The following is a 23,047-nucleotide window of genomic DNA, read 5'->3' on the forward strand; positions in this document are numbered from 1 at the left end:
CGGCCGGGCCCCGGCCGTTTCGCAGCCGGGAGCCGCGACGGGGCGGCGACTCACCCGCCCGGCGGTCTCCTCGCCGAACATGACGGGCCGCCTGGAAGCTCGATGACCTACCCGAAAAGCGCCTTGATGCGCGCCTCCTGTTCGCGCGCCTCGGCCGCGGCCTGCTCCTCCAGCGTGCGCCCCGAAGCCCCCTGGAGCAGCCGCTTGGTCGCCGTCGCGGCGTCACGGTTGGTCGCCAGCAGCGCGGCGGTCAGGTCGCGCACGGCCTCCGTCAGCTCCCCCGGTGCGACGACCAGTTCGGCCAGGCCGATCCTGGCCGCCTCCTGCGCCCCCACGACGCGGGCGGTCAGACAGATCTCGATGGCCCGGGACAGGCCCACCAGCTCGACCAGCGGCTTGGTGCCGGTCAGGTCGGGAACCAGCCCGAGGGCCGGCTCCTTCATGCACAGTTTGGCGTCGTCCGCCAGGACCCGCAGGTCACAGGCGAGCGCCAGCTGGAACCCCGCACCGACCGCGTGGCCCTGCACGGCCGCCACGGAGACGATGTCGGGACGTCTCAGCCAGAGAAAACCCCGCTGGGCAGCCGCCACCCGATCGACGAAAGTCGTCTCGTCGAGTGTCGCCAGGGACGTGAACGCCCCTTGCCCTGGCACCCCCTCCGGGGTGAACATCCTCAGATCGATCCCCGCCGAGAAGGACGGCCCCTCACCTCTGATCACGACGACCCTCACCTGCTGCGGCAGGTTGTCACCGATATGAGCCAGAGCCGACCAGGTAGCGAACGTCTGAGCGTTCCGCTTCTCCGGACGGTCCAGCGTGATCGTCGCGATCTCGCCGTCCACCTCGTAGCGCAGACCGACCTCCTTCAGAGAGATCTCCTCCGCACTCCCCCCGAACGCCACTTCCACCATCGCCCGTTCTCCCACCTTCCGTCTCCGCCTCGCCCGAGCCTATCGACTCTCCAGAATGAGGTTCTATAGGCCCGGGCGGGAACGGCTTCGGCGTGTGGGGGACGAGCGGCTGCGGTCGCGCGTTCCGAGGCGGAGTCAGCGCTTGGACTTACCCCGGGTGGCGCCACCGCGCCCGCGCAGAGTCACACCGGACTCGCTCAGGATGCGGTGGATGAACCCGTACGACCTGCCGGTCGAAGCGGCCAGAGCACGGATGCTTTCACCCGCGCTGTAGCGCTTCTTGAGATCGGAGGCCAGTTTTTCACGGTCGGCCCCGGTAACCCGGGTGCCCTTCTTGAGAGTCTCGGCCACGAGTACCTCCTGTAGTGCCAGACTTCCGCAGCGTTACACACGCCATGATCAGTCATTTCAGCGAGATCGGCTACCTACTCCACGGGAAAAGATCCGTACCCGCTCAAATTAAGATCAGGCAAGTGCCACAAGATCGGAAAATTCGTCGCTCCATGCGTCTTCAACTCCGTCAGGTAGCAAGATCACCCTATCGGGTCGTAGAGCCTCTACAGCACCCTCATCATGCGTGACGAGCACAATCGCCCCAGAATAGGACTTCAGTGCCGAAAGAACCTGTTCCCGGCTGGCCGGATCGAGGTTGTTCGTGGGCTCGTCGAGGAGGAGGACATTGGCCGCCGACAGCACCAGCGTGGCCAGCGCCAGCCGCGTCTTCTCGCCGCCCGACAGCACCCCCGCGGGCTTGTCCACGTCGTCGCCGGTGAACAGGAACGAGCCCAGAACCTTGCGCAACTCCACATCGGGGAGTTCTCCCCCGGCAGAGCGCATGTTCTCCAGCACGCTGCGGCCGGGGTCGATCGTCTCGTGCTCCTGCGCGTAGTAGCCCAGCTTGAGCCCGTGGCCGGCCTTGACCGCCCCGGTGTCGGGCTCCTCGACACCCCCCAGAATGCGCAGCAGGGTGGTCTTCCCCGCGCCGTTCAGCCCCAGGATCACGACCCTGCTCCCCCTGTCCACGGCGGCGTCGACGTCCGTGAAGACCTCCAGGGAGCCGTACGACTTCGACAGCCCCTCCGCCATGATCGGGGTACGCCCGCACGGAGCCGGCTGGGGGAAGCGCAGCTTGGCGACCTTGTCGCCGCGCCGCTCCACCTCCAGGCCGGAGAGCAGGCGCTCGGCACGGCGCTGCATGTCCTGCGCGGCCTTGGCCTTGGTCGCCTTGGCCCGCATCTTGTCGGCCTGCGACATCAGGGCGGAGGCCTGCTTCTCGGCGTTGGCGCGCTCGCGCCTCCTGCGCTTCTCGTCGGTCTCCCGCTGGGCCAGATAGGCCTTCCAGCCGACGTTGTAGGTGTCGATCACCGCGCGGTTGGCGTCGAGGTGCAGGACGCGGTTTACCGTCGCTTCAAGAAGCCCCACGTCGTGGCTAATAATGATCAAGCCGCCCTGGTGAGATCGTAAAAAATCACGAAGCCACCCGATTGAGTCAGCATCTAGGTGGTTTGTCGGCTCGTCAAGAAGGAGAGTCTCAGCCCCGCTGAAGAGAATTCGAGCCAGCTCCACCCGCCTGCGCTGCCCCCCGGAGAGCGTCTCCAACGGCTGGCCGAGCACCCGGTCCGGCAACCCCAGACTGGAGGCGATGGAGGCGGCCTCCGACTCGGCGGCGTACCCGCCCAGCACGTGCAGCCGGTCCTCCAGGCGCCCGTAGGCGCGCACGGCACGGTCTCTGGTGCGATCGTCCGCCGAGGACATGCCCAACTCGGCCTCGCGCAGCTCACGCAGCACCTCGTCCAGCCCGCGGGCCGACAGGATGCGGTCGCGGGCGAGCACGTGCAGATCACCGGTGCGCGGGTCCTGCGGCAGGTAACCGACCTCCCCGCTGATGGAGACCGTGCCCGAGGCCGCCGCCCCCTCTCCCGCGAGCACCCGGGTCAGCGTGGTCTTCCCGGCCCCGTTGCGGCCGACGAGCCCGATCTTGTCGCCGGGGTTCACCCGGAACGACGCGCCCTCGATGAGCAGGCGGGCCCCGGCCCGCAGTTCGATGTCAGAAGCTACGATCATGGTTGGAGAACACTCCCAGCAGGAAATACACAGGCTCACTTCACTGTGGCCGAACCCGCCGCGCCCTGTGTCTCCCGGCTCTCGGCTCGGCCGTCTCGCCTTCATCGGGACGACGGTCAATCGGGAGTGCGCATACCGATCAGTGTACGGCGCGGCGACGACCCGGCTCTCCTGGATTACGTGGGATCGCTCACCCTGATACGGACCGCGCGGAACTGCGCGGGGGTGTCCCGCAGGACCACCAGCCTCGGATCGGGAACCGTCAGGAAGGGCTCGGCCTCCAGCGCGAAGACCGGGGCGAGCCTGCGGTCCGAGCGCAGCGCGTCGACCGCGCGCCGGTCACCGCCGAGCACGACCGCCTCCAACTCCTCCACCCGCGGCCCCAGGACGCGCAGCGCCACCTCGGCCGCCGCCTCGTGCGCCTGGTCCACCTGCTTCTCCCTGCGCCGGGCGAAGCGCCGCTGTGACCAGCCGCCCGCCGCGCTGCGCCCGTGCACCGGCCGCGAGCCGACCTTGGAGGAGAGCAGCTCCGCTCCCTGGAAGATCCCCGCCGCGTGTCCACCCAGCCGCACCAGCAGCACCCCGACCCTGCGCTCGGTGCGCACGTGGGTGACCAGACGCGCCAGCGGGCCGCCCCCGGCCTGGACGAGCGGCGGAAACGGCACCCGGCACTCGGCGACCGCGCCGTCCGCACCCTCAAGGCGTACCTCGGAGGCCGAGGCGGTCACCCGCGGCGGCCCGTGCCTGTCGACGAAACCGTCGATCCAGCGGTTCAGGCGGTCGGGTGCCACCGAGACCCAGCGGCCTCCCCCCTTGGCCGGTCGCGACGTCATGAAACGCGACACTACCGGCTGACCTCACGGAACACACGATCGCGCTGGACAAGTCCAACGGATGGCGAAATATCAGTGAACATCGCTGCGCGTTGCTTCTGCAGCGCCAAAGGAACCCCCATCCTTTGAACGTGACGACCAGAGCGCACGTCAACCCGCAGGACTCCACAGCGGCCCCCACGAGCCTCACGCCTGTCGTCGACCTCGACACCGGAGGCGTCATCGCGCTCCAGGCGGGAGGCGCGGGGCGGGGGAACATCTCCACCACGATCCAGACCGTGCACGACGCCGCCGCCGCCGGCGAGACCCTGCTCCCGCTGGTGCTGACCCTGCCGACGGCCGCGGTGATCGGCGGCACGGCCGCGCTCGCGCCGCTCCACGAGGCCCTCCGCGCGTCCGGGCGGCGTCCCCGCGAGGTGATCCTCACCGTACGGGGTGACTTCGCCCAGTTCGAGCGCCGCTCCCTGATCGTCGGCCTGGACGGCCTGCGCGCCATCGGCTACCTCCTCGCGGTGGGCGACCTGGGCACCGGGCACATCCCGCTGGACCTTCTCGCCGACGCGGCGCCGTACCTCGCGGTGATCTCCCCGGACCTGATCGCCCAGGTGCCCCGCGACCCGCGCCGCACCGCCATCGGCGAGGGGCTGGCCCGGCTCGCCAGGGAAGCGGGCGCGCACGTGCTGGCCCCCGGCGTGCGCGACGAGGCACAGCTCTCCGCGCTCCGCGGCTGGGGGGTCCGGCTCGCACAGGGTCCGCTGCTGGCCCCCGGCCCGTCCGGCCGGGTGCACGTACCACTCCCGCTCGTCGAACAGGAGCCGTCCCGCTTCACCCCCGGTCCGCGCGTCCAGGAGTTCCTGCTGCCCGCGGTGACCCTCCCCTACGAGGCCACCGCCGAAGCCGCGATCGACGCCTTCGGCGGCGAGCCGTCCATCACCAGCGTGGTCCTCGTCGACGAGTACCAGCGCCCCAGGGGCAGCCTCGACCGCAGCCGTTTCCTGCTGTCGATCTCAGGCCGGTTCGGCCACGCCCTGCACGGCAGGAAACCCGCCGGGCGGCTGGCCGACCCCGCCCGCGCGGTCCCCAGGACGACCACCGCCATCGCGGCCATGCAGGTCGCGGGCCGCGACGCCGAGCGCGTCTACGACGACCTGGTGGTCACCGACGAGGTCGGCCGCTGCATGGGCATCGTGCGGGTCTCCGACCTGATCCGCCAGGTCGCGTCCATGCGGCACTGAGGCACGGGCACCCGGAGCAGGGGTCTCCGCACCGGCGCCAGCGCCTTTACGATGTAGATTCATAACAGCGGCCGCCGGCTCCGCGACGGCGGACCGTGAGATCATCGCCGCCCCGGAAGGGGCAGATCGGGTGGCGGCCCCCATCACTCCCCTTTGGTGACGTATGGTACGAGTTAGGTTCACCTAACTTCGACTTCCCCGGAGTGACATATGGCAGACGAGAGAACCGCGCGCAAGGTGACGAGCGGCCGGGTCCAGCGGGTCGAGCGGCTCACCCCCCACATGATCCGGGTGGTGCTCGGCGGCCCGGGGCTCGCCGGTTTCCGCGCGGACGAGTACACGGACCACTACCTGAAGCTGCTGTTCGCCCCGGCGGGAGTGAGCTACCCGCAGCCGTTCGACATGGAGGCGATCCGCCGCGACCTGCCCCGCGAGCAGTGGCCCACCACCCGCACCTACACCGTCCGCCGCTGGGACGCCGACGCGGGCGAGCTGACGATCGACTTCGTCCACCACGGTGACAGCGGCCTCGCCGGACCGTGGGCCGACCGGGTCCAGCCGGGTGAGGAGATCTGTTTCTTCGGCCCCGGCGGGGCCTACGCCCCCGACCCGGAGGCCGACTGGCACCTGTTCGCGGGGGACGAGAGCGCGCTGCCGGCCATCGCCGCCTCCCTGGAACGCCTCCCCGCCGGGGCGCGGGCCTGGGCCTTCATCGAGGTCGAGGACGCCCGGGAGGAGCAGCTCCTCGACTCGCCGGGCGACGTGAAGATCGTCTGGCTGCACCGCAAGGGGGGCCCGGTCGGTGAGCGGCTCGTCCGGGCGGTCCGCGAGCTGGACTTCCCCGACGGCACCGTACACGCCTTCGTGCACGGCGAGGCGGGCTTCGTCCGCGAGCTCAGGCGCCACCTGCGCACCGAGCGCGGCGTCCCGCTGGCTCGGCTGTCCATCTCGGGCTACTGGCGCCTGGGCCGCGACGACGAGGCCTGGCGCTCCACCAAGCGCGAGTGGAACGAGCAGATCGAGGCCGAGGAGGCCGCGGCGCTCTCCTCGTGAACCCGGCTCAGAGCCAGCCCTGGGTGCGGGCGCGCTCGACGGCCTCGATGCGGTTGCGGGCGTGCGTCTTGCGGATGGCCGAGGAGAGGTAGTTGCGGACCGTACCCTCCGACAGGTGCAGGTGCGCGGCGATGTCGGCGATGCTGGCACCGCCCGAGGCGGCGACCAGGACGTCACGCTCGCGGGGCGACAGCGGGTTGGGGCCGGCACTGAGCGCGGCGGCGGCCAGGCCGGGGTCGATGACGCGCTCGCCGCCGCGGACCCGCCGGACGGCGGCGGCCAGTTCCCGGGCCGGGCTGTCCTTGACCAGGAAGGCCATCGCGCCCGCCTCCATCGCCCTGCGCAGATAGCCGGGGCGGCCGAAGGTGGTCAGGATCATGATCCGGCAGCCGGGCAGCGCCTCGCGGATCCGCGAGGCGGCGGTGATGCCGTCGTCGCCGGGCATCTCGACGTCGAGCAGCGCGACGTCCGGCCGGGTCCGCAGGGCCACCGCGAGCGCCTCCCCGGCGTCGGCGGCCTCTCCCACCACCTCGATGTCGGGCTCCAGGCCGAGGAGCGAGGCCAGGGCGCCCCGCACCATCGCCTGGTCCTCCACCAGCAGCACCCGGATCATCGAACCCCTCTCGTCGGCGGGCGGGAGGTCTCGGCGTGCGGCACCGTGACCCTGAGGGCGAAGCCGGTCGGCTGCGGCCCGGCGGACATCGTGCCGCCGGCCGCCCGCACCCGCTCGGTGAGCCCGGTCAGCCCGCTGCCCGGCCCGTACGAGGCCGCGCCGCGTCCGTCGTCCACGATCTTCAGGGCCGCGGCCTCCTCGTCCATGGTCACCTCGATCTCGCACCGGGTCGCCCGCGCGTGCCGGACGACGTTGGTAACGCCCTCCCGCACCGCCCAGCCCAGCAGTTCGTCCAGCGCGTCCGGCAGCGGGGTGCCCGCGAGCCGGATCGTCAGCCTCGTCCCGGCGGCCTCCAGGGCGGCGCGGGCACCGTCCAGCTCGCCGGAGAGGCCACGCTGGCGGTAGCCGGTGACGGCGTCGCGCACCTCGACCAGCGCCTGCCTGGCCACCGACTCGATGTCGCGGATCTCGGCCACGGTCCGCTCCGAGCCGCTCTCCGCCAACCGCCCGGCCAGCTCGCTCTTCAGCACGATCAGTGACAGGCTGTGGCCGAGCAGGTCGTGCAGGTCCCTGGCGATGCGCAGCCGCTCCTCGCTCGCGGCCAGCCGCGCCACCTCCTCCTGCGCCTGGCGGAGCCTCGCCACCAGCATCCGGGTGTTGCGCACCCCCATGAACAGGACACCGAGCGTGATGACCTGGAAGACCAGCACCAGGGTGGTGCCGGGGTCGTGCTCCTTCAGCAGGCCGATCAGCGCGACGGCGAGGCCCATCGCGAGAACACCGGCCACCGAGAGCCGGGGACGCAGCGCCATGCCGTAGACCACGGCCAGGTAGATCGGCAGGGTCAGCCAGCCTCCGCCGAAGGCCACCGCCAGACCGATCCCCAGGAGCGTGGTCACCCCCAGCAGCCAGTACGTCAGGCGGGTCGGGTCACCGAAGTTCCTCGGGCTCAGCACCGTGGCGATGTAGCAGGCGACGAAGGCGGCCAGGCCGGCGCCTCCCCAGACGGCCCTGACCCCGGACACCTCGCCGGTGATGATCTCCAGGACCGGGAAGCACAGATAGACCAGGCCGATGGAGATCCCCGACAGCCGCCGGAGGCGGGACGGGCGCTCACCCGCCCCGCCGAAGGTGAGCGCGGAGACGCGCATCATGCGCGCGCGAGTGCCCTGCGGTAGGCGAACACCGCGGCGGTGCCGAGTACCGCGGCCCAGGCCACGACGGTCAGCACGGCGGACGGCGGCGCCGCGCCGCCGGCGACGAGGTGCTGGCCGATGTCGGCGTAGGAGAAGGAGGGCATCGCGTGCACGACGCTCTGCATGGCCTCGGGCATGATCTCCACAGGGAACCACAGCCCGCCCAGGATCGCCAGCCCGAACGTGCTGATCATCGCGGCCGACTGGGCGGCGTCCGCGGGCAGCAGCGAACCGAGCAGCAGGCCGAGCGCGGCGAACGGCACGGCGCCGATCCACAGGGCCGGAATCAGCACGAGCCACTCCCCCACCGGCAGCCGGACGCCCTGGGTGAGGACCGCGGCCAGGCAGACCAGCACCATGGACGGCAGCACCAGCAGCAGCGAGGCGATCAGCTTGGTGACGATGATCGCCCAGCCGGGCAGCGGGGTGACCTGAAGCTGGCGGAGCCAGCCGGACTGCCGCTCCTGCGCCCACGGCACGGCGGTGCTCATCAGACAGGCCGCGATCGCCCCGTACGCGGCCATGGAGACCATGAGGACGACGGCGGCCCGTACCCCGCCGGAATCCGTCTGGGCGCCCCAGATGCCGGAGAAGATCAGGTAGAACACCACGGGAAAGCCCACCACGAAGATGATGTAGCGCCTGTTGCGCAGCATCCTCAGGATCTCGATCTTGACGTAGTTCGGCATCAGGGCTCCCGGGTGAGGGCGAGAAAGGCGTCTTCGAGGTCGGCGCCGATGATCCTGAGGTCGCGGATCTCCAGCGAGGTGCCCCGGTACAGGGCCGCCACGGTGGCGTCGGGGTCGGCGGTGCGCAGCGTGGCGACGTCCTGGGAGATCTCCGCGGCGGAGACGCCCGGCAGGCCGTCCAGCCCCGCGACCGGCTGCCCGCCCAGGGTGAAGCGGACGACGTGGTCGCCGATCCCCGCCTTGATCTGGGCGGCGGTGCCGTCGGCCACGACCCGCCCCCGGGTGATCACGATGACCCTGTCGGAGTTCTCGTCGGCCTCCTCCAGGTAGTGGGTGGCGAACAGGACCGTCCGGCCCTCGGCGGCGTACTCGCGAATGCTCTTCCAGAACCGCAGCCGCGACTCCACGTCCATGGCCGCGGTGGGCTCGTCCAGCACCAGCAGTTTGGGCGCGCCCGCGATGGCCAGGGCGAACCTGACCCGCTGCGCCTGCCCGCCGGACAGCTTGTCGGCACGCCGCCGCGCCAGTTCCGTGAGGTCGGCCACCCGCAGGATCTCGTCGAGACCGAGCGGCTCCGGGTAGAGCCGCCGGACGAAGTCGACCAGTTCCCTGACCGTGAGCTCACCGATGAGCTCACCGCTCTGCAGCATGGCCCCGACCTCACCCCGGGCGACGGCCGCCTCGGGGGAGCCTCCCAGGATCTCGACACGGCCCCCACCCGGGCGGATCAGGCCGAGCATCATGTTGATCGAGGTCGACTTGCCGGCCCCGTTGGGGCCGAGCAGGGCGACGGTCCGGCCCGCCTCGACGGCGAGGTTCAGGCCGTCGACGGCGAGCACGTTGCCGTAGCTCTTGCTCACGTCTGTGAGGGCGATGGCGTCCATGCCCCAACGCTAGGAGTGCCCGGCGGGAATCCTTAGTGCCGCTTCTCCGGGTTTGGAGATGACATTTGTCAGATATGCGGACACAGCCTGGCGCGGAAGCGGGTCAGATCCGGCACGCGAAGATGGCGGTCACCAGGATGGCCTTGGCGCCGATCTCCCAGAGCTGGTCCATGACCTGCTGGTGCCCCCTGCGCGGGACCATGGCCCGGACCGCGACCCAGCCCTCCCGGTGCAGCGGAGAGACCGTGGGGCCCTCCATTCCGGGGGTGAGGGCGATGGCCTCCTCGATCCGCTCGGCGCGGATGTCGTAGTCCATCATCACGTAGTCACGTGCCATCAGCACGCCCTGCAGACGGCGGACGAGCTGCTGCAGGCCCGGGGTCTCCACGGCGCCGATCCGCTTGATCAGCACGCCCTCGGAGCGGGCGATCGGCTCGCCGAACACCTCCAGGCCGATGTTGCGCAGCGTGGTGCCGGTCTCCACCACGTCGGCCACGGCGTCGGCCACGCCCAGCCGGATGGCGGTCTCGACGGCACCGTCCAGCTTGATCACCCGGGCGTCGACGCCCTGTTCGGCCAGGTAGGACTCCAGCAGGCCCGCGTAGGAGGTGGCGATGCGCCTGCCCTTGAGATCGGCGACGGAGACGAAGTCTCCCGGGTTCGCGGCGAAGCGGAAGGTGGAGCGGCCGAAGCCGAGCGGGATGATCTCCTCGACCTGCGCCCCGGAGTCGTGGAGCATGTCGCGGCCGGTGATCCCCGCATCCAGGGTGCCCTCGCCGACGTAGACGGCGATGTCCTTGGGCCGCAGGAAGAACAGCTCACAGGAGTTCTCCGGGTCGACGACCACGAGCTCCTTGCTGTCCTTGCGGGCGCGGTATCCGGCTTCCTTGAGGATCGTCTGGGCGGCCTCGGTGAGGGCGCCCTTGTTGGGTACGGCGATACGGAGCATGGCTGGGTTCCTTACGTGTGGACGGGATCTGCCTACGAACCGGGAGCCGGGCGCACCGGCTCACAGATGCTTGTAGACCTCGTCCAGTCCGATCCCCCTGGCGATCATGAGGACCTGCACGTGGTAGAGGAGCTGGGAGATCTCCTCGGCCGCCCGCTCCTTCGACTCGTGCTCGGCCGCCATCCAGCTCTCGGCGGCCTCCTCCACGACCTTCTTGCCGATGGCATGGACTCCGGCGTCCAGCGCGGCCACGGTGCCCGAGCCCGCGGGCCGGGTGCGCGCCTTGTCGGACAGCTCGGCGTACAGCTCTTCGAAGGTCTTCATGATCTCTCTCGGCGTCGTCGGATGTGCGCGTCAAGCCTAACGGGCTCACCGACCGCGGCGTGTGCGGGCCCGTCCTCACCGGACGCGAGCCGCCGGGTGATCTCCGGAGGTCACCGCTCCGTTTGACCGTCTCGTGACCGGGCCGCCCATCCGGGCGGCCCGGGGTACGTTCGGTCGTTGACGCAGCGCAGCACCGGGCGGGTGACAAGGGCGGCCGGATCGGGCGAGCCCGTCACGTGCAGGGTGACGCTCTCACCGGGAAGCAGGGTCAGCAGCATGTCGTCCACCGAGGAGGCCGGATCGAGGCGGTCGGGGAACAGGGCCAGCTCACGCAGCAGCGTCCGGGCGGTGACGGTGACGTCCAGGCCACCGGCCACGGGGACGACCTCGGTGTCGTAGGCGGCCACCGGGAAGGCCACTCGCGGGTCCTCGGCGAAGAAGCGCAGCACCCGGTGCTCGCCCAGCCGCACCGAGAGCAGCTCGGCGGACGGGTCCCCGGGGACGGCCACCGAGTCCGGGAGCCCGACCCTGGCCACCGAGCGCGCCGCCACCTCGACCACGATCGTCTCCTTGGCCAGCGGCTCTCCTGCCAGGCCGAGCCGTAGCAGCTCCAGCTCGCCCGCCCAGGGCTGCGGGCCGTCGTTGACCACGGCCACGGCGCCGTCGCAGACGGTGAGCAGGCGGTCGGCGTAGGCGCGGCGCAGCGCGTACCACAGCGGCTTGCGCCGGCCGGCGCCGTCGACGGCCGACCAGGAGGTGACCGGCCAGCAGTCGTTGAGCTGCCAGACGATCGTGCCCGCGCAGTAAGGTGCCAGCGCCCGGAAACGCTCGATACCGAAGGCCATCGCCCTGGCCTGGTTGAGCTGGGTCCAGTAGTGCCAGTCGTCGAAGCCCTCCGGCCGGGGCAGGTGCTCGCCCAGGCCGCGCAGCAGCTTGGCGTCGCCCTCGTGCGCTTTTTGGTGGTGCAGTACGCCGGGTGAGGTGGGAGTGAGCGGATCGTCGGAGACCGAGCCGCGCAGTGTGGCGTGGGCGGGCGGCCCCTGGAAGCCGAACTCGGCGACGAAGCGGGGGCGGTAGTCGCCGTAGCGGGTGTAGTCCTCGCGGTTCCACACATCCCAGATGTGCACGGTGCCGCGCGCGGGGTCGTTGGGCGCCAGGCCGGGGGCGCCGGAGTAGGGGCTGCCCGGCCAGTAGGGGCGGGTGGGATCGAGCTCGGCCACCACCGAGGGCAGCAGGTCGTGGTAGAAGCCCGCCCCCCAGCTTTTCTCCCCCAGTTCCTCGCGCCAGCCCCAGTCGGCGTGGCCCTCGAGGTTCTCGTTGTTGCCGCACCACAGCACCAGTGAAGGGCGCCAGGACAGCCGGGTGACGTTCTGGCGCGCCTCGGCCTCCACCTCGCTCGCGAACGGCTCCTCCTCGGGGTAGGCGGCGCAGGCGAACGGGAAGTCCTGCCAGATGAGCAGGCCCAGCTCGTCGGCCAGGTCGTAGAAGTCCTCGCTCTCGTACAGGCCGCCGCCCCAGACCCGCAGCAGGTTGACGTTCGCCTCGACGGCCTGGCCGAGGCGTTCGGCCAGGCGTTCGCGGGTGATGCGGGCCGGGAAGCAGTCGTCGGGGATCCAGTTGACGCCGCGCGCGAAAACCGGCACGTCGTTGACCACGATGGTGAATCCCTCGCCGGTGCGGTCCAGGCGCACGTCGCGAAACCCGATCCGGCCCCTCCAGGTCTCCTCCCCGAGGCCTACCACCAGCTCGTAGCGGTCCTGCGCGCCGTAGCCACGCGGCCACCACAGCCGGGGCTCGGGCACGGCGAGGGTGAGGACGGCCTCGTGCTCATCGGGGGCCAGCACCGTTTGCACGGAGATTCCGGCCACCTGCGCGGTCAACGTGAGGGGTGCGTCGGTGGCGCGCTCGACCGCGACGTGCACCTCGACGCGCCCGTCCCCGCTCACCAGCGGCCGTACCGAGGCCAGCCTGGCCCCGCTCCAGGCGTGCAGCCCGATCGGCCGCCAGATGCCGGAGGTGACCACGGCCGGACCCCAGTCCCAGCCGAAGTTGCAGGCCATCTTGCGGATGAACTGGTAGGGCGCCGCATAGGCGCCGGGCCGCTCCCCCAGCTCGGCCCGGCGCGCCTCGGCGTAGGCCTGCGGGGAGGCGAAACGGACCCGCAGCGTGTTCTCGCCCTCGCGCAACAGCTCCCGCACCGCGAAGCGGTAGGAACGGTGCTGGTTGGCCGTGGCCGCGACCCGCACACCGTTCAGGACGACCGTGGCGACCGTGTCGAGGCCCTCGCAGACCAGGTCGGCGCGCTCGTACCCGTCCGCGCTCCAGGTGAAGACCGTCTCGTAGTCCCACTCGGAGCGGCCGATCCAGGTCAGCCGGTTCTCGTTGTCGTCCAGGTACGGGTCCTCGATCAGCCCGGCGGCCAGCAGATCGGTGTGCACGCACCCCGGCACCGTGGCGGGGACGCGGGAGATCCCGCCCCCCACCTGGTGCAGGGTCCAGCCCTCGTGTAGCGCCCTTACCGCCCTAACCGTCGTCAACTCACGCTCCTTGTCGGTGTGGTGTCGCCTCGCCGGACGAAGTGCCCCGGTTCCTCCTCCAGCAGTGTGGAGGGTCCCGCTGAGACCTCCTCGGCGGGGACGGCGGGATCGCCGCCGTCCCACCGGGCGGTGAGCCTCGGCACCGACGACAGCAGCTTGATCGTGTACGGGTGGAGGGGGTTGCCGAACACCGCGGCGGTGGGACCGGACTCCACCACCTGCCCCCGGTACAGGACCACGGCCCGCTCGCTGATGTAGTTGCCCAGCGACAGGTCGTGGGTGACGAACAGCACCCCGAGGCCGCGCGACTTCAGGTCGGCGAGCAGGTTGAGCACGTCGATCCTGGTGGAGGCGTCGAGCATGCTGGTGATCTCGTCGGCGACGAGGTATCTGAGGTCGAGCAGGAGCGCCCTGGCGATCAGCAGGCGCTGCAGCTGGCCACCGCTGAGCTGGTGCGGATACCGGCCCAGGACCTGCCCGGGGTCGAGGCCGACGTCCTTGAGCGACTTCTCGATCCTGCCCTCCCACTCGGAGGCCGCGACGCCGGGAAAGTACTCGTCCTTGATCATCTTGACCACCCGGTCGGCCTTGAAGACCGGGTTGTAGCAGCTGAACGGGTCCTGGAAGACGCCCTGCACGTGCCGGTAGTACGCCTTTCCCGGCCGCGCGGGGGCCCCGTCGAGGGTGATCCTGCCCCGCGTCGGGGCGAGCAGCCCGAGGACCGTCTTGCCGAGGGTCGTCTTGCCGCTGCCGCTCTCGCCGATGAGGGAGACCACCTCCCCCGGCGCGAGGTCAAGGCTCACGTCGTCGACGGCGGTGAGGGTCGCGGCGCCGAAGGCACCCACCCGGTAGGTCTTGGTGACCCCTTCGAGACTCAGCATCATGCCTTCCAACAGGCGACGTGGTGGCCGGGAGCGACCTCGATGGGCGGGGGGTCCTCGGCGCACCTGTCGAAGGCCAGCGGGCAGCGGTCCCTGAACCGGCAGCCCTGCGGCGGATCGAGCAGCGAGGGCGGCCGCCCGGGGATGCCGGAGAGCCTGCGCTCCGCGTGGCGGACCCCGACCTCGGGCAGCGAGGAGATCAGCATTCGGGTGTACGGGTGACGCGGCTCGCTGACGATCACGCTCGCGGGGGCCTTCTCGGCCAGCCTCCCCGCGTACATGACCATGATCGTGTCGGCGATCTGGTAGGTCAGCGAGATGTCGTGGGTGATGAAGATCATGCTGCGCACGAAACCCCGGTCCCGGAACTCCACCAGGGTCCTGGCCACGGCCTTCTGGGTCGACACGTCCAGCGCGGAGGTGATCTCGTCGGCGATGAGCAGGGAGGGGTCGAGCAGCGTGGAGATGACCATCACCATCCGCTGCTTCATCCCGCCGGACAGTTCGATGGGGTAGCGCCCCAGGATGTCCCTGGGCAGCTCCACCAGGTCCAGCCGGCGTTCCAGCTCGGCCGTGTCCACGCTCTCGCCCCTGGATGCGAGCAGCTCGGTGATCATCCTGCCGATCCTGCGGGTGGGGTTCATCGCGCTCATGGAGTACTGCGGGATGAGCGACACCCGCTTGAAGCGGAAGGGGTTCATCCGCCGGTCGTCGCCGATGGGCAGCTCCGCGCCGTCCAGCGAGACGGTGCCTCCGGCCAGCCGCATCCGGCCGTCCATCCTGATCAGGCTCTTGCCGAGGGTGGTCTTGCCGCAGCCGGACTCGCCGGCCAGGCCGAGGATCTCGCCGTCGCCGACGCCGAAGCTGACGCCGTCCAGCGCCTTCACCTCGCCGCGCAGAGTCCGGTAGTGGACCCTCAGGTCGTCCACACGCAGAGTCATCTACAGCTCCCGCAGTTTCGGGTTGAAGACCTCGTCCAGGCCGACGTTCATCACGTACAGGGCGCCGACGATGGCGGTGATCCCGGCTCCCGGCGGGATGAACCACCACCACATGCCCAGGTGCAGGGCGCTCCAGCGGGCCGCGTTGTTGAGCATCAGGCCGAGCGAGACGCCCTCGCTGGGGCCGAGCCCGATGAAGTCCAGCGAGGCGGCGATCAGGATCGACCCGCCGAACAGCAGGATGAAGGTCATGAAGAGATACGAGCTCATGTTGGGCGCGATCTCCCTGGTGATGATCTTCCAGGTGCGCACGCCGCTGAGCTTGGCCAGGTCCACGAAGTCGCGCGAGCGCAGCGAGAACGTCTGGGCCCTGATCGCCCTGGCCGCCCACGGCCAGGAGGTGAGCCCGATGAAGAGCGCCTGCACGCCGACGCTGCGGACCCCTAGGTAGGCGTTGACGATCAGCAGCACCGCCAGTGCGGGCAGGACCAGGACGATGTTGGTGAGCATGTTCAGCACCTCGTCGACCAGGCCGCCCCGGTATCCGGCGGTGAAGCCGATCGCCATCCCGATGATCGCGGCCAGCCCGCCGCCGAGCACCCCCACGGTGAAGGTGACGCGCAGGCCGTAGACGAACTGGGCGAAGACGTCCTGGCCGAACATGGTGGTGCCGAACCAGTGCTCGGCCGAGGGGGGCGAGGCCGGGGTGGCGACGTAGGCGTTCGGGTCGCCCCCCGCGATCAGCGGGGCGGCGACGGCCAGGGCGAGCAGCGGGACCAGCACGACCAGTCCGGCCAGCAGCTTCCCGTTGCGCAGCGCGAAGTACAGGGCCTCGTTGCGCCCGGTGGGCACGACCGTCATGACGCCCCGCCTCCTTCGGCCGCGGGCCGGTTCGCGGAGATGCCGGTCATGCGGCCTCCCCTCCTATCCCGGTCCTGGTGCGCGGGTCGACCAGGACGTAGACGATGTCGATGATGAAGTTGGCGACCAGCACGCCCACCACGATGAACAGGAAGGTCCCCTGCAGCAGGAAGAAGTCCTGGTTCTGGATCGCCTGGAGGATCAGGTGGCCGAGCCCCGGATAGGAGAAGACGATCTCGGTGACCAGGGCTCCGGCCACGAGCACGCCGAGTTGCAGGGCCAGGCCGGTGATCTGCGGCAGTACCGCGTTCCTGAAGGCGTAGCGCCGGATGAGCCGCCGCGAGGCCCCCAGCGAGGACAGGTAGGTGGAGTAGTCGGCCTCCAGCTCATAGATGATCATGTTGCGCATGCCGATCGCCCAGCCCCCGAACGCGACGAGGAAGAGCGAGACGAACGGCAGGAACCAGTGCAGCGCCAGGTTGCCGACGAACTCCCACGACCAGTTGGGCCGCATGGCGAAGCTGTAGCCGCCGGAGACGGGGAAGATCCCCGCCACGATGCCCAGCCCCCAGGCCAGCAGGATCGCCAGCCACATGTAGGGCGTCGCGGTGAGCACGTACCCGATCGGCAGCGCGGTGTTGTCCAGCCACCTGCGCCTGGCGGCGAAGGCGCCGAACCTGTTGCCCGCCCACCAGCTGAGCAGGATGGACGGGATGAGCAGTGCCAGCGTGTACGGCACCGCCCGGATGATGACGTCGGTCACCGGGGTGGGGAACAACCAGATGCTGGTCCCCAGATCACCCCGGAACAGCGCGGCCCAGAAGTTGCCGTACTGCTCCCAGAGCGGCAGGTCGAGCCCGAACAGGCTCGTGTAGTGGGCGCGCATCGCCTCGACGGCGGCGGGCTGTGACACGTTGGCCCTGGCCAGCATGCTCTGGACCGGGTCTCCCGGCATGAAGCGCGGGATCATCCAGTTGATCGTGACGGCCACGAGGAAGGTGAGCCCGTACACGAGCAGCTTCCGGCCGAAATAGCGTCGCACGCGATCCTCCCGAATCGGCGAGATGAGCCCCTCCCCGCGCCGCGCGCGGGGAGGGGGCGAGAATCGCGGGGGATCAGCCGCCGACGGGCTTCAGCTCGGTCAGGGTCAGCACTCCGCCCAGCTCCAGCCAGTTACGCCACATGGTCGGCGGACTCTTGGGCGTCGCGGGGTCGGAGGTGGGCCAGTTGGTCCAGACCGCGTTGCTGGTCTGCGCCCACAGGCCGTTGTACCAGAGCGGGATCACCGGCAGATCGTCGAGCTGGATCTTCTGGATCTCCGAGGCGACCTGCTTCATGCCCTCGACGTCGTCGGCCTTCTTGCCGTCGAGATCCTGGACCAGGTCCCAGACCTTCTTGTTCTCGTAGCGGCCGAAGTTGACGGTGTTCTGCTGCTTGTTGATCGGCAGCCGGAACATGTAGTCGTAGTACATCCAGGGGGTGTTGGACAGCTGCCGTTCATTGTTGAGCAGCAGGTCGAACTTGCCGGACCCGCGCTGGTCGACCAGCGCGTTGTAGTCGGGGAACTCGGGGGTGAGGTCGATCCCGGCCGCCTTGGCCCCCTCGGCGATGACCCGGCTCGCCTCCATCCAGTCGGTCCACCCGGCCGGAACGATGATCTTCAGCGAGGCCTTGGAGCCGTCCTTGTTCTCCACGAACCCGTCGCCGTCGCCGTCCTTGTATCCGGCGTCGGCCAGCAGCTTCTTCGCCTTCTTGGTGTCGAAGGAGAAGCCCTTCTCGCTCACCACGGCCTGGTCGACGTACTTGTCCCACTGGGGCAGCAGCCCGGTGGGGCCGGCCGCCTTGACCAGGTTGCCGTAGACCCCCTCGACGATCTTCTTGGTGTCGATGGAGTTGGCGATCGCCTTGCGGAAGGCGGGATCGTCCAGCGGCTTCTTCGCGGTGTTGGGCACCAGGAAGGCCGTGTTGGCCGAGAGCATGTACGGCGGCTCCGGGTAGTAGGTCTTGATACCGAAGTCGCCCTGGACCAGATTGGCCACGCCGGGCAGGAAGTTGTTGCTGAGGTCCAGGCCCTTCTGCAGCAGCAGGCCCATCGCCACCTCGTTGCTGGAGTTGACGATGTCGACGACGTACTTGGGCTTGACCTCCTTGCCCAGCGCCGCGGTGGCCCACCAGCCGTCGCGCTTGACCCAGGCCATGCGGTCCTGGTCGTGGCTGTGGTAGGTGTACGGCCCGGTGCCGACCGGCTTCTCGTTGACGCCGTTCAGCACCTCGTCCTCAGAGCGACCTTCCCAGATGTGCTTGGGGACGATCGCGTTGCTGTAGACCCAGTTGGCCCACTGCTGGTAGTTGGCCTTGGAGAAGGTGAACCTGACCGTGCCCGGGTCGACCGCCTCGACCTTCTCCAGCCAGTCCCACAGGTTGGCGTAGGGGATGGTCTTCATCTTGCCGAGCTCGACGGTGAAGACCACGTCGTCGGCGGTGAAGGGCTTGCCGTCGGCCCAGGTGACCCCCTGCCTGAGCTTGAGGTCGTAGGTCTTGTCGTCCGTCCAGGTGCCGCTCTCGGCCAGCCAGGGCGTGAACTTGTCGGTCTGGGGGTCGTACAGGAAGAGCGTCTCGTAGACGAGCCCCTTGGTACCGGTGGCCGAGTCCCAGGTCCGCAGCGGATTCCAGTTGGCCGGCGGGCCCCACTGGGTGCCGCTGGTGTACAGGGTCTCGTTGCGGGGGAACGCGGCGTTCGCCGCCCCCGCTCCCGCCGAGGGGGCCGCGGCGCCCGAACCCTGCGGCGCCTGGCTCGGAGCGGACGGTGTCGTCGACCCTCCCGTGCACCCGGCCGCGACCATGCAGGCCGCCGCCCCGAGGATCGCGAACCTTCTTCGAATTCGCATCTATGTTCTCCTCTCCAACATGGGAGCGCTCCCAAATAACTAAACGCGACCGCATGCGTTTGCTGAGCCGGATAAGTATCGTGACCGTAAAGTCCATATGTCGGCACTGTCAATAGGCGACTAGACCGGTTCAGCTGAAATCGCGGAGGGGATCATGAAACGACCGACGATCGCGGACGTCGCCAGACGGGCCGGGGTGTCCAAGGGTGCCGTCTCGTACGCGCTCAACGGGCAACCCGGCGTGTCGGAGAGCACCCGGGCCAGGATCCTGGCGATCGCCGAGGAGATCGGCTGGCGCCCCAACAGCGCGGCCCGCGCCCTGAACGGCGCGCGGTCCCACACCGTGGGCCTGGCCATGTGCCGCCCGGCGCGCACGCTCGGCGTGGAACCGTTCTTCATGGAGCTCATCAGCGGCATCGAGGGCGAGCTCTCGGCCCGCTCGTACGCGCTCATGTTGCAGGTGGTCTCCGACCACGGGCAGGAGGTCGCGGTCTACCGCCGCTGGTGGGGTGAGGGCCGCGTCGACGGTGCCATCCTGGTCGACCTGCATGTGGGCGACCCCCGCATCCCCGAGTTCGAGTCACTCGGCCTGCCGGCCGTGGTGATCGGCCACCCGTCGGAGACCGGGTCGCTGCTGCCCATCTGGTCCGACGACGGCGGCGCCGTCCACGAGACCGTGGAGTATCTCGTCGCGCTCGGCCACCGCAGGATCGCCAGGGTCGCCGGGCTGCCGCGTCTGGCTCACACCGTGCTGCGCGACCGCGCCTTCGCCGAGGCCTGCGACGGCGTCGCCGAGCAGGTGACCGTGCACACCGACTACACCGGCGAGGAGGGCGCCCGCGCCACCCGGCGCCTGCTGAGCTCGCCCTCCCGGCCCACCGCGATCGTCTACGACAACGACATCATGGCCGTCGCCGGGCTGTCCGCCGCCCAGGACCTGCGCCTGGACGTGCCCCGCGACCTGTCCATCGTCGCCTGGGACGACTCACCCCTCTCCCGGGTCGTCCGCCCCCCGCTCACCGCCCTGAGCCGCGACATCTCCGCCTACGGGGCCCACGCCGCCCGCCATCTCCTCGCCCTCGTCTCCGGTGCGAGCCCCGGCCCCCACGAGGAGGAGGCCGCCCGCCTCACCCCCAGAGGCAGCACCGCTCCCCCACCCGGGCAGGTCCGGTGACGGCGGCCCTTCCATGGGACCGGGCCGCTCCAGCCGAAGGGCCGGCACGGCGGATGCCGTACCGGCCCTTCAGGGTGCCACCAGGTGATCAGCGACCGTAGCGGCCACCGCCGCGCGGGGCGGAGCCGCGGCCGTCGGCGCGGAACTCGCCGCCGCGGAAACCGCCGCCCTGGCGGTCACCGCGGAAGGACTCACGCTCCCCCGCGGGACGCTCGGAACGGAAGCCACCGCCGGCCGAGGCCGGACGGTCGGCGCGGAACGGCTCGCGCCGCTCGCCACCGCGGTAGCCGCCCGCGGGGCGCTCGGAGCGGAAGCCGCCACCGGCCGGGCGCTCACCGCGGTCGGAGCGGTAGCCGCCGCCCGCGGGACGCTCGGAACGGAAGCCGCCGGCCGGGCGCTCGGAGCGGTACTGGCCGCCGCCACGGGAGTCGTCACCGAAGGAACGCTCGCGGGGCTGCTGACCCTCGCCGTGGGCGGGACGCTCGGAGCGGAAACGGCGCGGGCCACGCCCGCCGCCGTTGCCGCCGAAGCCGCCACGCCCCTGGCGCTGCCTGCTGGCCGGAGCCGAGGGCTCCCAGACCGGGATCGGCTCGCCGCTGGGGGTACGCGCACCGGCGACCTCCTCCAGGCGCGGGTGGCCCGGGGTGACCCTGGCGCGGAACGGCTTGATGCCCGCACGACGGGTCATCGCGTCGGTGGAGCGGCGCTCGTTGGGGAGCACCAGCGTCATGACGGTGCCCTTCTCCCCGGCGCGGGCGGTACGGCCGCCGCGGTGCAGGTAGCTCTTGTGGTCCTGCGGCGGGTCGACGTGCAGCACGAGGCTGATGTTGTCGACGTGGATGCCGCGGGCCGCGACGTCCGTGCAGACCAGGACGTTGATCGTGCCTTCCTTGAACTCGGCCAGGATGCGGGTGCGCTGGTTCTGGCGCTTGCCGCCGTGCAGGCCGCCGGCCTTGATGCCGACCTGGGCGAGCTGCTTGCACAGCCGGTCCACACCGTGCTGGGTGCGCACGAAGATGATGGTCCGGCCCTCACGGTTGGCGATCTCGGCGGTCACCGGGAACTTGTCGTCGCGGTGCACCTCCAGCAGGTGGTGCTCCATGGTGTCCACCGAGGAGGCGGCCGGGGCCATGGAGTGGGTCACCGGGTTGGTGAGGAAGCGGCGGACGAGCTTGTCCACGTCGCCGTCGAGGGTCGCGGAGAAGAGCAGACGCTGGCTGTCGGCCGGGGTCTGCTGCAGGATCGCGCTGACGACCGGGAAGAAGCCGAGGTCGCACATGTGGTCGGCCTCGTCGAGGATCGTCACCTGGACCTCGTCCAGCATGCACTCACCCTGCTGCATGAGGTCGGTCAGACGGCCGGGGGTGGCCACGACGACCTCGACACCGCGGCGCAGCGCCTCGATCTGGCGGCCCATGGACATGCCGCCGACGACGGTCTTCATCCGCAGCGACAGGCCGCGGCCGAGGGGCTCCAGCGCGTCGGTCACCTGCATGGCGAGCTCGCGGGTCGGCACCAGCACGACGGCCAGCGGGTGGCCGGGGCGCGCCTTGGCCCCGGCGATGCGGGTCATCATGGGCAGGCCGAAGGCGAGCGTCTTGCCCGAGCCGGTCTGGCCGCGGCCGAGGACGTCGTGGCCGGCCAGGATGTCGGGGATCGTGGCCCGCTGGATGGGGAAGGGACTGTCGATGCCCGCACGGGAGAGGCCGGTCACCAGCGGCTTCGGCAGACCGAGGAGGGTGAACTCGGAGGTGCCTGCGGGGGCCTGGGAGATTTCGGTGATTTCGGCGATTTCGGGCAGAACAGCGTCAAGCATGGTCACGAAGACTCGTGCCTTTCGATAGAAGAACGGGGCACGCCACTTCTGCGAAAGGACGAGCCTGGAACGCGCGGCCTGAAGCCGCGCTCGATCAACACCCACGTGGGGGCGGTGGTGCGGTGCAAGTCGAGGCGCACCGCACGGGGCGGGTCTAGCTTACCCGCACGCAGTCAAACCACGATCAAGCATACCCGGTGTTCGCAGTGCCGAGTTCGGTCGGGGCGTCCGGCGTGAGCCGGTCGCTTGTCCGTCGATTGGAGCCAACACTCCCGGCCGGGCTTTTCTTCCCGGCCTCCGTGATCCTCTCACACAATCGGGTACGGCCCGAACCCGGGGGGTGCGGGCCGTACCGGCGACCGCGTCTCAGACGTTGAAGCCGAGCATCCGGAGCTGCTCGCGACCCTCGTCCGTGATCTTGTCCGGACCCCACGGCGGGAGCCAGACCCAGTTGATCTTCACGTCGGAGACCATGCCGTCCAGGGCCGAGTGCGCCTGGTCCTCGATGACGTCGGTCAGCGGGCAGGCCGCACTGGTCAGCGTCATGTCGATGGTGGCGACCGGCCGGGCGTCCCCCTCGCCCCCCTCCGCGGGGTCGAGGTGCAACCCGTAGATCAGGCCCAGGTCGACGACGTTGATGCCCAGCTCGGGGTCCACGACGTCCTTGAGGGCCTCCATGACCTCGTCATGGGTGGTGTCCCCGTCGTACGCCGTGGTCGGCGTCTCAACAGCCTTGCTCATTTCGTGCTCCTCACGACCGCGTCCTTGTAGGCCATCCAGGCCAGTAGCGCGCACTTCACCCGGGCGGGGAACTTCGCGACCCCGGCGAAGGCCACGGCATCGCCCAGCAGGTCCTCGTCCGCCTCGATCTTTCCCCTGCCCTGCATGAGCCGGGTGAACTCCTCCACGACGCCGAGCGAGTCGTCGACGGTCGAGCCGGTGGCCAGCTCGTGCAGCACCGAGGCCGCGGCCTGGCTGATGGAACAGCCCTGCCCGTCGTAGGAGACGTCGTCGACCTTGCCGCCGTCGCCCAGTTTCACCCGCATGGTGATCTCGTCGCCGCACGTCGGGTTCACATGGTGGACCTCGGCGTCGTACGGGTCGCGAAGACCCCTCCCCTGCGGGTGTTTGTAGTGCTCCAGGATCAGCTCCTGGTACATGGACTCGGCGATCATAGGGTCGTGCTCACCTTCTCGTT

General features: G+C 70.2%; 22 protein-coding genes. 3 read left to right on the forward strand and 19 right to left on the reverse strand.

Annotation, left to right across the window (positions count from 1 at the left end; all coding sequences use genetic code 11):
* Positions 1-107: 107 nt before the first annotated feature.
* From ACFQVD_RS13835 to ACFQVD_RS13850, 4 genes are all read right to left on the reverse strand, one after another.
* Positions 108-911, reverse strand: coding sequence for an enoyl-CoA hydratase/isomerase family protein (locus tag ACFQVD_RS13835; RefSeq protein WP_343972312.1), 804 nt, complete (start codon positions 909-911; stop codon positions 108-110).
* 135 nt (positions 912-1,046) lie between these two features.
* A complete protein-coding gene (locus tag ACFQVD_RS13840; protein WP_030904785.1) occupies positions 1,047-1,262 on the reverse strand; it encodes a helix-turn-helix domain-containing protein in 216 nt (71 codons plus the stop codon).
* A 114-nt stretch (positions 1,263-1,376) separates the two neighbouring features.
* Complete coding sequence (locus tag ACFQVD_RS13845; protein ID WP_343972296.1) at positions 1,377-2,975, reverse strand: ABC-F family ATP-binding cassette domain-containing protein; 1,599 nt, start codon at positions 2,973-2,975, stop codon at positions 1,377-1,379.
* A 176-nt stretch (positions 2,976-3,151) separates the two neighbouring features.
* The gene (locus ACFQVD_RS13850; RefSeq protein WP_343972293.1) at positions 3,152-3,808 is read right to left on the reverse strand and encodes an acVLRF1 family peptidyl-tRNA hydrolase; all 657 of its coding nucleotides are present in this window, start codon (positions 3,806-3,808) and stop codon (positions 3,152-3,154) included.
* 131 nt (positions 3,809-3,939) lie between these two features.
* Here ACFQVD_RS13850 and ACFQVD_RS13855 point away from each other — a divergent pair, with 131 nt between their 5' ends.
* Together ACFQVD_RS13855 and ACFQVD_RS13860 are read left to right on the forward strand one after the other, a co-directional pair.
* The gene (locus tag ACFQVD_RS13855; protein ID WP_343972289.1) at positions 3,940-5,043 is read left to right on the forward strand and encodes an EAL domain-containing protein; all 1,104 of its coding nucleotides are present in this window, start codon (positions 3,940-3,942) and stop codon (positions 5,041-5,043) included.
* Positions 5,044-5,253: 210 nt separating this feature from the next.
* Positions 5,254-6,096, forward strand: a complete 843-nt coding sequence (locus ACFQVD_RS13860) for a siderophore-interacting protein (RefSeq protein WP_343972286.1) — start codon at positions 5,254-5,256, stop codon at positions 6,094-6,096.
* Positions 6,097-6,103: 7 nt separating this feature from the next.
* Here ACFQVD_RS13860 and ACFQVD_RS13865 read toward each other — a convergent pair whose 3' ends face one another.
* The 12 genes from ACFQVD_RS13865 to ACFQVD_RS13920 form a co-directional block, all read right to left on the reverse strand.
* Positions 6,104-6,709: a response regulator transcription factor gene (locus ACFQVD_RS13865; RefSeq protein WP_364151416.1), complete on the reverse strand. Its 606-nt coding sequence runs from the start codon at positions 6,707-6,709 to the stop codon at positions 6,104-6,106.
* Positions 6,706-7,863: a sensor histidine kinase gene (locus ACFQVD_RS13870; RefSeq protein ID WP_343972280.1), complete on the reverse strand. Its 1,158-nt coding sequence runs from the start codon at positions 7,861-7,863 to the stop codon at positions 6,706-6,708. The genes ACFQVD_RS13865 and ACFQVD_RS13870 overlap by 4 nt, the downstream gene beginning before the upstream one ends.
* The gene (locus ACFQVD_RS13875; RefSeq protein WP_343972277.1) at positions 7,860-8,594 is read right to left on the reverse strand and encodes an ABC transporter permease; all 735 of its coding nucleotides are present in this window, start codon (positions 8,592-8,594) and stop codon (positions 7,860-7,862) included. The genes ACFQVD_RS13870 and ACFQVD_RS13875 overlap by 4 nt, the downstream gene beginning before the upstream one ends.
* Positions 8,594-9,478, reverse strand: a complete 885-nt coding sequence (locus ACFQVD_RS13880; protein WP_343972274.1) for an ABC transporter ATP-binding protein — start codon at positions 9,476-9,478, stop codon at positions 8,594-8,596. The genes ACFQVD_RS13875 and ACFQVD_RS13880 overlap by 1 nt, the downstream gene beginning before the upstream one ends.
* A 103-nt stretch (positions 9,479-9,581) precedes the next feature.
* Positions 9,582-10,427: an ATP phosphoribosyltransferase gene (gene hisG, locus ACFQVD_RS13885; RefSeq protein WP_343972271.1), complete on the reverse strand. Its 846-nt coding sequence runs from the start codon at positions 10,425-10,427 to the stop codon at positions 9,582-9,584.
* 60 nt (positions 10,428-10,487) lie between these two features.
* Positions 10,488-10,751, reverse strand: coding sequence for a phosphoribosyl-ATP diphosphatase (locus ACFQVD_RS13890; protein WP_030904803.1), 264 nt, complete (start codon positions 10,749-10,751; stop codon positions 10,488-10,490).
* Between the two features lie 110 nt (positions 10,752-10,861).
* Complete coding sequence (locus tag ACFQVD_RS13895; RefSeq protein WP_343972266.1) at positions 10,862-13,288, reverse strand: glycoside hydrolase family 2 protein; 2,427 nt, start codon at positions 13,286-13,288, stop codon at positions 10,862-10,864.
* On the reverse strand, positions 13,285-14,169 hold the full coding sequence (locus tag ACFQVD_RS13900) for an ABC transporter ATP-binding protein (protein WP_343972336.1): 885 nt from the start codon (positions 14,167-14,169) through the stop codon (positions 13,285-13,287). Before ACFQVD_RS13900 ends, ACFQVD_RS13895 begins: the two co-directional genes overlap by 4 nt.
* The gene (locus ACFQVD_RS13905) at positions 14,169-15,110 is read right to left on the reverse strand and encodes an ABC transporter ATP-binding protein (RefSeq protein WP_343972263.1); all 942 of its coding nucleotides are present in this window, start codon (positions 15,108-15,110) and stop codon (positions 14,169-14,171) included. Before ACFQVD_RS13905 ends, ACFQVD_RS13900 begins: the two co-directional genes overlap by 1 nt.
* Positions 15,111-15,971, reverse strand: coding sequence for an ABC transporter permease (locus ACFQVD_RS13910; protein WP_343972260.1), 861 nt, complete (start codon positions 15,969-15,971; stop codon positions 15,111-15,113). It lies immediately after the preceding gene.
* 46 nt (positions 15,972-16,017) lie between these two features.
* Positions 16,018-17,013: an ABC transporter permease gene (locus ACFQVD_RS13915; RefSeq protein ID WP_343972257.1), complete on the reverse strand. Its 996-nt coding sequence runs from the start codon at positions 17,011-17,013 to the stop codon at positions 16,018-16,020.
* Between the two features lie 73 nt (positions 17,014-17,086).
* A complete protein-coding gene (locus ACFQVD_RS13920; protein WP_343972254.1) occupies positions 17,087-18,859 on the reverse strand; it encodes an ABC transporter substrate-binding protein in 1,773 nt (590 codons plus the stop codon).
* Between the two features lie 154 nt (positions 18,860-19,013).
* On the opposite strand from ACFQVD_RS13920, the gene ACFQVD_RS13925 reads away from it, so the two are divergent.
* Positions 19,014-20,033: a LacI family DNA-binding transcriptional regulator gene (locus ACFQVD_RS13925; RefSeq protein WP_343972251.1), complete on the forward strand. Its 1,020-nt coding sequence runs from the start codon at positions 19,014-19,016 to the stop codon at positions 20,031-20,033.
* A gap of 88 nt (positions 20,034-20,121) precedes the next feature.
* Here ACFQVD_RS13925 and ACFQVD_RS13930 read toward each other — a convergent pair whose 3' ends face one another.
* From ACFQVD_RS13930 to sufU, 3 genes are all read right to left on the reverse strand, one after another.
* On the reverse strand, positions 20,122-21,849 hold the full coding sequence (locus ACFQVD_RS13930; protein WP_364151395.1) for a DEAD/DEAH box helicase: 1,728 nt from the start codon (positions 21,847-21,849) through the stop codon (positions 20,122-20,124).
* 366 nt (positions 21,850-22,215) lie between these two features.
* Positions 22,216-22,590 carry a metal-sulfur cluster assembly factor gene (locus tag ACFQVD_RS13935; protein WP_343981579.1) on the reverse strand — a complete coding sequence of 125 codons (375 nt, stop codon included), beginning with the start codon at positions 22,588-22,590 and terminating at the stop codon, positions 22,216-22,218.
* Positions 22,587-23,024, reverse strand: coding sequence for a Fe-S cluster assembly sulfur transfer protein SufU (sufU, locus tag ACFQVD_RS13940; protein ID WP_343981582.1), 438 nt, complete (start codon positions 23,022-23,024; stop codon positions 22,587-22,589). The genes ACFQVD_RS13935 and sufU overlap by 4 nt, the downstream gene beginning before the upstream one ends.
* Positions 23,025-23,047 lie beyond the last annotated feature (23 nt).

Origin of the sequence: Streptosporangium amethystogenes subsp. fukuiense (genome assembly GCF_042665875.1) — a bacterium.
Lineage (GTDB): Bacteria > Actinomycetota > Actinomycetes > Streptosporangiales > Streptosporangiaceae > Streptosporangium > Streptosporangium fukuiense.